Origin of the sequence: Archangium minus, from assembly GCF_044360475.1 — a bacterium.
In the GTDB taxonomy this organism is placed as follows: Bacteria; Myxococcota; Myxococcia; order Myxococcales; family Myxococcaceae; genus Archangium; species Archangium minus.
In genome coordinates this window covers 5,586,321-5,596,028 of record NZ_CP043494.1, presented here as the reverse complement: position 1 = coordinate 5,596,028, position 9,708 = coordinate 5,586,321, and the positions used below count along the sequence as shown (strand labels likewise).

Below are 9,708 nucleotides of genomic sequence, written 5' to 3'. Positions count from 1 at the left end.
CCATTTTGAAAGGAGGCGCTAACGGTCATCCCCGGCCGGAGCGTCCTCCCATCGCGAAAGGAAAACGACAATGCGCGTCATGGTGATCATCAAGGCAACGAAGAACTCCGAGGCCGGCGTGATGCCCAACGAGAAGCTGCTCGCCGACATGGGCAAGTACAACGAGGAGCTGGTGAAGGCCGGCGTCCTGCTGGCCGGCGACGGCCTCCACCCGAGCAGCAGGGGTAAGCGCGTGCGGTTCTCGGGCGGAAAGAAGAGCGTCATCGACGGTCCGTTCGCCGAGACGAAGGAGCTCATCGCCGGCTACTGGATCTGGCAGGTGAAGTCGATGGAGGAGGCCGTGGAGTGGGTGCGTCGCTGCCCAGAGCCCATGCCCGGTGAAGAGGCGGAGATCGAGATTCGTCCGGTGTTCGAGGCGGAGGACTTCGGCAGCGAGCTCACGCCGGAGCTGCGCGCACAGGAGGAGCAGCTGCGCGCCGAGGTCGAGCGGCAGCGCAAGTCGTGACGCGCGACTCACTCCGGAGCACGCGTCAGGAAGTGGAACCGGTAGCCCGCCGCGCGAAGGGCGACGAACCGGGTGACGTATTCGTCGCCCGCCTCTTCGAGCAACTCGCGCAGGGCCTCGAGGTCGGCCCGCCACGGGTCCAGGGTGTGGGTATTGAAGTCCCAGGGGTCCGCGCCGAAGCAGGCCGCGAGCGCGTGAGCCTCTCCAGAGTCGAGGTTCGCCTCCACGAAGTGCACGATCATCGGAGTCCCCTCGCGAGTCCCCTCGTAGAGGTTCGCCGGGTACTCCAGGAACGGCACGAGCTCACGACGGAACGGACCCACGGCGAGGATCTCCGCGGTGCGACTGGGGCGCGCCGGTTCGCGAAGACGTCCATGGGTCCGGAGGATCTCCTGGACCGTCACATGCGCATCGGCGAGCCCCGCACCGGTCACTCGTCGCACGTACACCAAGGCCTCGAGCGCGCCATGGGAGTCGAACAGCCGAAGGACCTCGGCCCGCTCGGGAGGAGAAAGAGGGAGTTCCGAGGGCATGCGCTAACCGTTGGGAAGGAAGAAGAACTCGAACCCCGCCTCGCGCAGCAGGATGAGCTTGTCCACGGGTAGAGAGCTCGCCCGCCGGCACGCCTCGCAAGTCTCCCGTGCCGGGAGGCTCCGGTGCGCCGCACAACCTGGCAAGTAGCGCCCCAGAAAGGCCCGCAGCGCCTCGAGGTCCACCCGCCAGGGGTCGAAGACATGGGTGTTGAAGTCCCACGGCTCGACCCCCAGACAGTGGGCGAGCTCGCGACCGACGGTGTTCCCATGATGAAGCATGGGAATCACGCTCTCGACGAGCGACACCCCTTCGCGCGTCGCCGCATACCGCTCGGCGGAATGACTGAGAACAGGCAGCAGCGCGCGGCGAAACGGGCCAATTGCGAGCACTTCGGCGGACATCCCCATGGCCTGAGACCATAACCGAGTTCTGAGGAACCGCTTCCTGGCGCGCTTTGCTCACGTGCTTCTACACTCAGTCCCCTAACGAACGGACTGCCCTTTGAGCGCGCCACCCTCTCACGACCCGGGAGCCCCGGCATGAATACGGCAAGACCCTCGATAGAGCAGGTCGTCCAGGCGCTCGAGTCCCGACAGAAACGTGCGGCACGAGCCCTCCTCCACGCATGGTGGATGCCCCTCAAGACAGAGTGGCTGCCAGGAGGCCCCGTCTGGGTCGTTGGCCGCAATTTCCACATCCCGTTTCAGCAGCCTCTGTTGCACGCACTCACCCAGCTTCCCCATGAGGCAAAAGGGATACGCCTGTGCGTTGACCGCATCGACTTCTGGCGTCTTGCCGCGACCGAGCTGTGGGAGGCCAAGCGGTTCGACACGCTGAAGCTGCGGCTCTCGGGAGCACTCTCCTTCTACAACCCGTGGACCTATCTCCTCTGGGGTCGTCTGCTGGCACGAGAGAACCTGACCGCCGACGCAGGCAAGTATCTCCTGCTCTCAGGGCTCTACCAGTCGCATGAGGAGGGCTGCGTAGAGGCGTTCAAGAAGCGCTGCCAGCACATGTCGCCTCAGCAGGTCATCTCGCAGTTCCCTCGCCCCTGCCACCAACGTTGGGCACGTGCCCAGTTTCCAGAGCGCGTGCTTCGTGACTGCTCCGAGCTTCCGTGCCCTCCCTGGTGGCTCAGGCGGGTCGTGCTGTAGGGGTGAAAGTCATTCCACTCTCCGTGCCCCCAGACGCTGCGTACGATTCAATCGCCAGAGGCCAAACACAGACAGTCCCACCCCGTACACACCCAATGTGTATCGCCTGCCTGTGCTTTCTGCCTGGCGCCTATACATCACTGCTTGTCGTCCCCGCAGAATGTTCCAACCGAAACACAATTGTGCCATTGCTTTATACAGCTTCCCGCGAACGACGGCTCTTCCACGGAAGACCTGCCTCAGTCGTTTATTTCACGCACAAACAATGTGAAGGGGATTCTGTATGTATTTCCCGATGTCTCGAAGAAGCATCCGCCTGATGAGTGCCTTGGTTCTGATTCCCGCGCTGGGATGCCAGGGAAGTGAGAGCGATATCGCTGGGGCGGAGGCAGAATTCCATGCCAGCAGCCAGCAGCTCGACTGCGGGGCCAGCCTGGTGCCCACCCTGACCAGCGCGACCGCGCCTGGCGGCAGCGTGACCCGCTCGGGCGTCTATAGCTCGTCCTATGAGGCCTGGCAGGCGTTCGACAGCAACACCTCGTCCATGTGGATCTCCCAGGTGGGGCAGACCCCGGCGTGGATCGGCTACGAGTGGCTCGACGCGCCCCGGACCATCACCCGCTACGCCATCACGTACTCCAACGGCTCCATCACCACGCGCGCGCCCAAGGACTGGACGTTTGAAGGCTGGAACGGCAGCGCCTGGGTCGTGCTCGATACGCGCACCGGCCAGACCAACTGGCTGGGCACCGAGCGGCGCGAGTACGCGGTCACCACGCCTGGCGCCTATAGCAAGTACCGTCTGCACTTCACCGATGACAACGATACCCGCACGGGTATCGAGACCATCTCCATGGGCCGCCTCGAGCTCTTCAACTGTGGCGAGTGCGTGGTGCCCACCAGCCAGGTGCCCACCCTGACCAGCGCGACCCCGTCTGGCGGCAGCGTGACCCGCTCGGGTGTCTATAGCTCGTCCTATGAGGCCTGGCAGGCGTTCGACAGCAACACCTCGTCCATGTGGATCTCCCAGGTGGGGCAGACCCCGGCGTGGATCGGCTACGAGTGGCTCGATGCGCCCCGGACCATCACCGGCTACGCCATCACGTACTCCAACGGCTCCATCACCACGCGCGCGCCCAAAGACTGGACGTTTGAAGGCTGGAACGGCAGCGCCTGGGTCGTGATTGATACTCGCACCGGCCAGACCAGCTGGCTGGGCACTGAGCGGCGCGAGTACGCGGTCACCACGCCGGGTGCCTACAGCAAGTACCGCGTGCACATCACCGACGATAACGATACCCGCACCGCCATCGAGACGATCTCCATGGGCCGCCTCGAGTTCCTGGGCTGCAAGTAAGCTCCCGGTCGAGAGCACTGCGAAACACTGACGCGGTTCAGGCTCCTGGAGCCCCCTCCAGGAGCCAATCACGCACCGCGAGGAAGCGCGCCGTGGGAGCCGCGGCCTTGCGCCAGGCGATCCAAAGGGTTCCGCGAGGACGCCGAATCGTGCGCCGGCCAGACTCCGGTGCAAGCACCACCACCCTCCCCGCTCGGACCGCAGGCTCCACCAGGTAGTCAGGCAGCACCGCGATGCCGCTGCCCGCCTCGGCGAGCGCCAGCATCTCATCCAGGTTGGCAATGTGGCACACCACCCTCGTGGGCAGCGGCTCGCGGGAACCGAAGGCCGCCCGCCACCACGGGCCGAGCATCGCCAGATCGGCATCGAACGCGATGAAGCGATGGTCCGCGAAGTCGCGCGCCGTCCGGGGCGTGCCCCACCGTCGCACGTAGCCCGGCGAGGCCACGGCCACGAACTCCTCCTGGCCCACTTGCCGCACCTCCAGCCCCGGGGCCTCGGGCAACACGCCGAGGAGGGCCACGTCCAGCTCACCCGCGAGGAGCCGACGCACGAGCAGACTCGGCACGTCAAAGCGCACGCTCAAGCGCAGCTCGGGATAGCGCTCCAGCAACGCCGGCAGGCGCGGACGCAACCAGAACCGGTAGAAGGGCCAGGGCCCGCCCAACGAGACTTCTCCCCGCACCGCCCGTTGGGCCTCGGACGCCTCTTCGAGCGCCGCGTCCAGGGCGGGCAGATGCTCCTTGAGACGCTCGACGAGCGCCGCCCCCGCGGCCGTGAGCCGGGCTCGCCGCCCCACCCGCTCGAACAGCGCCACGCCCACGCGCGCCTCCAGCGCCTTGAGTTGCTGTCCCACGGCGGAGGGCGTGATGCCCAGCCGCGCGGCCGCGGCGGCATGGGTGCCTGCCCGACTCACCTCCCAGAGCGTCCACAAGGCTTCATGATTGCCAAGCATGCCTTCACATTATGCGAAGAGCTCCTCGATTTTCTTCAGTCAGAGGCAGCGCTACTTGTCAGCTCCGTTGGCCCCCAAACCCGGTGGGCCCGATGAAGGAGCACGCACCATGAAGACCCTGACGGCCATCAAGATCCTGCTGATCGTCACCAGCCACACGCAGATGGGGAACACGAAGGAGTCCACCGGCTTCTGGCTCGAGGAGCTGGCGACGCCCTATGCCGAGTTCACCAAGGCGGGCGCGCAGGTGGACATCGCCTCGCCCCTGGGCGGAAAGGCCCCGGCGGACCCCAAGAGCGAGAAGGAGTCCTCCGAAGCCACCCGCGCCTTCCTCGCGGACGACGTGGCGAAGAAGAAGCTCGCGAACACCCTCGCCCTCGAGAAGGTGAAGGACACCTATGACGCCTACTTCGTGGTGGGCGGCCACGGCGTGATGTGGGACCTGGCGACGCACGCGCCGCTGCACTCGCTGCTCACGACGGCGTATGCCCGGGGCGCGGTGGTCTCGGCCGTCTGCCACGGTCCGGCGGCCCTCGTGGGCGTGAAGGGACCCGATGGCAAGCCCATCGTGGCGGGCAAGCGCGTGGCGGCCTTCACCAACGAGGAGGAGAAGGCGGTGAAGCTCGACTCGGTGGTGCCCTTCCCCCTGGAGACCCGGCTGCGCGAGCAGGGTGCCCGCTTCGAGTCCGGCCCCATGTGGGGCAGCTTCGCGGTGCGTGATGGGCGGCTCATCACCGGTCAGAACCCGGCCTCGTCCGCGGCCGTCGCGCGCGAGGTCCTCGCCGCGCTGCGTGAGAAGTGATCAGGGGCGGACACGGATGACGAGCTTGCCGAACGGCCCGCGGTCCAGATGCTCCAGCGCCTTCGGGAACTCGGCGAGGGGGTAGATCGCATCGACGACCGGCTCGATCGCGAGCTGGTCCACCGCGCGCACCAGGTTCTCCAGTCCCCGCCGGTGGCCGACGAAAATGCCCTGGAGGTGGCCCTGCGTCTGTAACAGCGGAAACACCGGGAGGCGGGCCTCGAACCCTTCCAGCACGCCAATCAGGGAGATGCGCCCGCCAGGCGCGAGGGCGTTCACCGAGCGGGCGAGGTTGTCACCACCGACCAACTCCAGGATGTGGTCGGCGCCCTGCCCTTCCGTGAGCTCGAGCACCACCTTGGCCCAATCGGGCGCGTGGCCGCGATGAATGCCATGGGCCGCGCCCAGCTCCCTGGCACGGGAGAGCTTGCCCTCGTCACCGGAGAGCACGATGACCCGCGCCCCCATGGCCGACGCGAGCTGCACCGCGAACAGGGACACGCCGCCCGTGCCCTGGGTCACCACCGTCTGCCCCGGACGGAGCCCGCCCAGCTCCAACAGCGCGGTCCAGGCGGTGAGTCCGGCACAGGGCAAGGTGCTCGCCCGCACGTCATCGAGCGTCGTGGGTGAGGCGACCAGCCAGCTCTCGGGCATGGCCACGTACTCGGCCAGGACGCCGGGCGCGTTGCCGCCCAGGCTTCGCATCGGCCGGGGCGGTGGACCCTCCACCCAGTCGGTCTGGAAGTTGGCGATGACCCGCGCTCCCTCCTTGAAGCGCCGCACACCCGTCCCGGTGGCGACGACCTCCCCCGCCATGTCGGAGGTGGGGACGAGCGGCAGGGGCATGTCCAAATAGCCGCTGCCATCCAGGAAGAGCTTCTCGCGGTAGTTGAGCGACACGGCCGAGACTCGGACCAACACCTCGCCCGGCCCCGGCTTGGGAATCGCCACGTCCACCAACTCCAGATGCGCCCGACCGGGCTGCCGCAACTGCCAACGCTTCATCATGCCGCTCATCGTCTGCTCCGTGCTCATGCGTGAAAGAGGCATGGGAGATATAGAGACGAACTTCTTTCGCCAGTAGCGACACTTCGTCCGCTCACTGGGGACAGAAAGTCGCCAATCGGAGCGGAGTCATGACGGATCGCATCAGTGGAGTCCTCGCGTTCGTGCAGGCCGCCGAAGCCGGGAGTTTCGCGCTCGCCGCCCAGCGCATGGGCCTGTCGCGCTCGGCCATCGGCAAGAGCATTGCCCGGTTGGAGGAGCGGCTGGGAACGCGTCTCTTCCAGCGCACCACGCGCCGACAGAGCCTCACGGATGATGGCCAGGCCTTCTACGAGCGCTGTGTCCGCGCGCTGGCGGAGTTGGAGGCCGCCGAGGCGGAGCTGGACTCCGGGCGCCGCGCGCCCACCGGCCGCCTGCGTGTGAGTGCGTCGGTGATGTTCGGCCGGCTCTGCGCGGCGCCTATCCTCTGGGAGCTGACCCGCCAGCATCCCGGGCTGCAAGTGGAGCTCTCTTTCACCGACCGCGTGGTTGACCTCATCGAGGACGGCTACGACCTGGCGATCCGCATCGCGCCCCTGGCGGACCATGCCGGCCTGACGGCCCGCCGGCTGGGAGTCCAGGAGCTGGTGGTCTGCGCCGCGCCGTCCTACCTCGCCAGGCACGGTCATCCCACCACCCTTGAGGAGTTGGACGGTCACGAGGCCATCGCCTACGGGCGCAATGGCATTGCCAGACCCTGGCGGTTTCCGGATGGACAGGGTGGCGAGAAGCTCGTGTCCGTTCCCTCGCGCCTGCTCTTCGACGACGTGGAGACCATCGCCGACGCGGCGGTGCAGGGCGTGGGACTTGCGTGGCTTCCGTGCTGGCTCGTCGCGGAGCGCGTGCGCGGCGGACAGCTCGTCACCCTTCTGGAGCAGGAGCGCCGCTACAGCACTGAAATCTACGCCGTCTGGCCACAGAACAAGCACCTGCCCTCGAAGGTGCGGGCCGCCATCGACGTGCTCGTCGCACGCATCCCGGAGCGGCTGTCGGATGCCACCCGCCCGGTCAAGGCGTCCACCCTGCCTCAAACGGCTCACCCTCGGCCCTCGCGAGGGCTGAACGTCCTTTAACTCACGCCTCAGCCGCCGCGCAGGCGCTCAGTCGCGGCGGAGAGGACGGCGAGCAACTCCGTCGCCTCGACGGGTTTGGGCACGTGCATGTCGAAGCCTGCGCGCAGCGCCCTCGCCCGGTCATCGGCCCGCGCGTAGGCCGTGAGGGCCACCGCCGGGGTGAGCCCGCCCTCCTCGGGGGGCAGGGCGCGGATGCGCTGGAGGAGCTCGTAGCCATTCTCCCCGGGCAGCCCGATGTCCGAGACGAGGAGGTCCGGCCGCCACTCCCGGAAGCAGTGGAAGGCCTCCGCCGCAGAGGACACCGCCCGAAGGTGGGCTCCCTGGCCCTCCAGCAGCACGCTGAGCATCTCCCGCGTGTCCTCCTGGTCCTCCACAAGCAACAGGCGCAGGCCAGCAAGGTCGGAACGTGCAGGCGGCACCGCGTCCAGGGGGGCCTGGGAGGCCGGAGTGACGAGAGGGGTGGCGCGAGGCTCTCGAGGCAGGTGCAGGACGAAGCTCGCGCCGAGGCCCTCTCCCGGGCTGTGCGCCGAAACGCGGCCTCCGTGCAGCTCAACAATGTGGTGCACGATGGCGAGTCCCAGTCCGAGCCCACCATGGGCTCGGCGGCTGCTGCTGTCCTGCTGGCGGAAGCGCTCGAAGATGTGAGGCAGGAAGCTCGGGGAGATGCCCATGCCGGTGTCCGTCACCCGCAGCTCCACCGTGCCGTCGAGCGGACGCAGTTGGACGGTGACACGGCCTCCTCGAGGCGTGAACTTGATGGCGTTGTGCACCAGGTTCCACACCACCTGCTGGAGCCGCCCGGCGTCGCCCCGCATGGGCAGGGACTCCGCGCCGGTCTCCAGCTCCAGCGTCACGCCCTTGGTTTCGGCGAGCGGCCGCGTGGACTCGAGCGCGGCCTCCACCACGGCCTTCATGTCCAACGGCCCGGGCTCCAGGTGGAGCTTGCCGGTGATGATGCGCGAGATGTCCAGCAGGTCCTCGATGACCTGCGCCTGAGCACGAGCATTGCGCTCCAACGTCTCCAGGGCCCGGCCGCGCTTCTCCTCGGACAAGCGCCCGGAGCGCAGGAGTTGAAGCCAGCCGAGCATCGCCGTCAGTGGCGTACGCAGCTCGTGGGACACGGTGGCAAGGAAGTCATCCTTGAGCCGGTTGGCCTCCTCTGCCGCCGAGTGGGCCGCCTGCACACGCCGCAACAACTCCAGGCGCTCCTGAGTGGCGCGCCGTTGCTCGTCGATGTCGGTACACGAGACGATCCACCGCAGGATGCTCCCGTCCGCAGCTCGCGCGGGCTGGGCCCGAGAGACGAACCACCGCCACTCCCCATCACGGGCCCGACGTATCCGGATCTCGGCCTCGAAGCGCTCGCCGGTCTCGAGTGACCGCTGCCAGTGCTCCAGCAAGCGCGACAGGTCCTCCGGGTGCACCACACGCGTCCAATCGTACCCGAGCGACTCCGCCATGGAGAGCCCGGTGTACTCGTGCCAGGGCCGGTTGACGAACTCGCAGGTACCGTCGGCCCGGGACATCCAGGCCAGGTGGGGAAGCGTGTCGATCAACAGCTGGAACTGCCGTGCCTGCTCCGCCCGAGCCTCCTCGGCCCGTTTACGCGCGGTGAGGTCATGCACCACCAGCGCCGCGCCCACAATGCGCCCCTCGGAGAGGATGGGAGCGTTGGAACAGAGGACGGGGATGAACGAGCCATCCCGGTGGATGAAGAGATCCTCATGGTCCCGCAGAGTCTTCCCCTCGGTCATCACCAGCCCGAGGCGGCACATGCTCATCGGGAAGGGAGTCCCATCGGGGTGATGGTGGTGGACGAGGTCGTGTAGGAGCTGCCCGAGCATCTCCTCCCGGCTCCAGCCAAACATGCGTTCAGCGGCAGGGTTGGCGTAGGTGACATGCCCCTCAGCATTCATCAAGAAGAACGCCTCGGCCGCATGGCTGGCGAGTAGCTGGAGGAGCTGACTCTCGTCTACCCAGTGGGTACGGAGAGAGGAGCTCATCGCAACCCCAGGGGAGGAGGCGAACCGGCGGGGCACCCAAGGAGCGCCCGTGCAAAGAAGGAGAGGCCAACCATCGCACCACCGTAACAGCGCCCCGCCCACGAGAAGGTCCCGGTGACGTTGGGAGAAGAAGGCGCTGGAGGTGACGCCCGTATAGCAGGAACGAGCGTCATGAGATTGGGCGAAGGAGAGGCTTACCCCGAAGCAGTCCTGCTCACGACCGTACGATGGGTGAGCTACCTGACGGACGGCACCCCTGAACCCATTTCCCCTCTCCCCCT

At 67.3% G+C, this 9,708-nt stretch carries 10 protein-coding genes; 5 read left to right on the top strand and 5 right to left on the bottom strand.

Annotated elements, in window-relative coordinates; translation table 11 throughout:
- The first annotated feature begins 70 nt into the window (after positions 1 to 70).
- Positions 71 to 505, top strand: coding sequence for a YciI family protein (locus tag F0U60_RS22860; RefSeq protein ID WP_395823275.1), 435 nt, complete (start codon positions 71 to 73; stop codon positions 503 to 505).
- A gap of 8 nt (positions 506 to 513) precedes the next feature.
- Here the strand turns inward: F0U60_RS22860 and F0U60_RS22855 are convergent, their stop codons facing one another.
- Positions 514 to 1,038, bottom strand: a complete 525-nt coding sequence (locus F0U60_RS22855) for a hypothetical protein (protein ID WP_395823273.1) — start codon at positions 1,036 to 1,038, stop codon at positions 514 to 516.
- 3 nt (positions 1,039 to 1,041) lie between these two features.
- On the bottom strand, positions 1,042 to 1,440 hold the full coding sequence (locus F0U60_RS22850; protein ID WP_395823271.1) for a hypothetical protein: 399 nt from the start codon (positions 1,438 to 1,440) through the stop codon (positions 1,042 to 1,044).
- Positions 1,441 to 1,578: 138 nt separating this feature from the next.
- Here F0U60_RS22850 and F0U60_RS22845 point away from each other — a divergent pair, with 138 nt between their 5' ends.
- The gene (locus F0U60_RS22845) at positions 1,579 to 2,193 is read left to right on the top strand and encodes a hypothetical protein (protein WP_395823269.1); all 615 of its coding nucleotides are present in this window, start codon (positions 1,579 to 1,581) and stop codon (positions 2,191 to 2,193) included.
- 319 nt (positions 2,194 to 2,512) lie between these two features.
- Positions 2,513 to 3,550 (top strand): hypothetical protein, encoded by a 1,038-nt coding sequence (locus F0U60_RS22840; RefSeq protein WP_395823267.1) that lies wholly within the window; start codon positions 2,513 to 2,515, stop codon positions 3,548 to 3,550.
- Positions 3,551 to 3,587: 37 nt separating this feature from the next.
- Here F0U60_RS22840 and F0U60_RS22835 read toward each other — a convergent pair whose 3' ends face one another.
- Entirely contained in the window at positions 3,588 to 4,505 is a 918-nt protein-coding gene (locus tag F0U60_RS22835) for a LysR family transcriptional regulator (RefSeq protein WP_395823265.1), read from the bottom strand.
- 109 nt (positions 4,506 to 4,614) lie between these two features.
- Here F0U60_RS22835 and F0U60_RS22830 point away from each other — a divergent pair, with 109 nt between their 5' ends.
- Positions 4,615 to 5,307 (top strand): type 1 glutamine amidotransferase domain-containing protein, encoded by a 693-nt coding sequence (locus tag F0U60_RS22830; protein ID WP_395823263.1) that lies wholly within the window; start codon positions 4,615 to 4,617, stop codon positions 5,305 to 5,307.
- On the opposite strand, the gene F0U60_RS22825 is transcribed toward F0U60_RS22830, so the two are convergent.
- Positions 5,308 to 6,315: an NAD(P)-dependent alcohol dehydrogenase gene (locus F0U60_RS22825; RefSeq protein ID WP_395823261.1), complete on the bottom strand. Its 1,008-nt coding sequence runs from the start codon at positions 6,313 to 6,315 to the stop codon at positions 5,308 to 5,310.
- A gap of 128 nt (positions 6,316 to 6,443) precedes the next feature.
- On the opposite strand from F0U60_RS22825, the gene F0U60_RS22820 reads away from it, so the two are divergent.
- A complete protein-coding gene (locus tag F0U60_RS22820) occupies positions 6,444 to 7,424 on the top strand; it encodes a LysR family transcriptional regulator (RefSeq protein WP_395823259.1) in 981 nt (326 codons plus the stop codon).
- An 8-nt stretch (positions 7,425 to 7,432) separates the two neighbouring features.
- Here F0U60_RS22820 and F0U60_RS22815 read toward each other — a convergent pair whose 3' ends face one another.
- Positions 7,433 to 9,427, bottom strand: a complete 1,995-nt coding sequence (locus tag F0U60_RS22815) for a PAS domain S-box protein (protein ID WP_395823257.1) — start codon at positions 9,425 to 9,427, stop codon at positions 7,433 to 7,435.
- Positions 9,428 to 9,708: the final 281 nt, after the last annotated feature.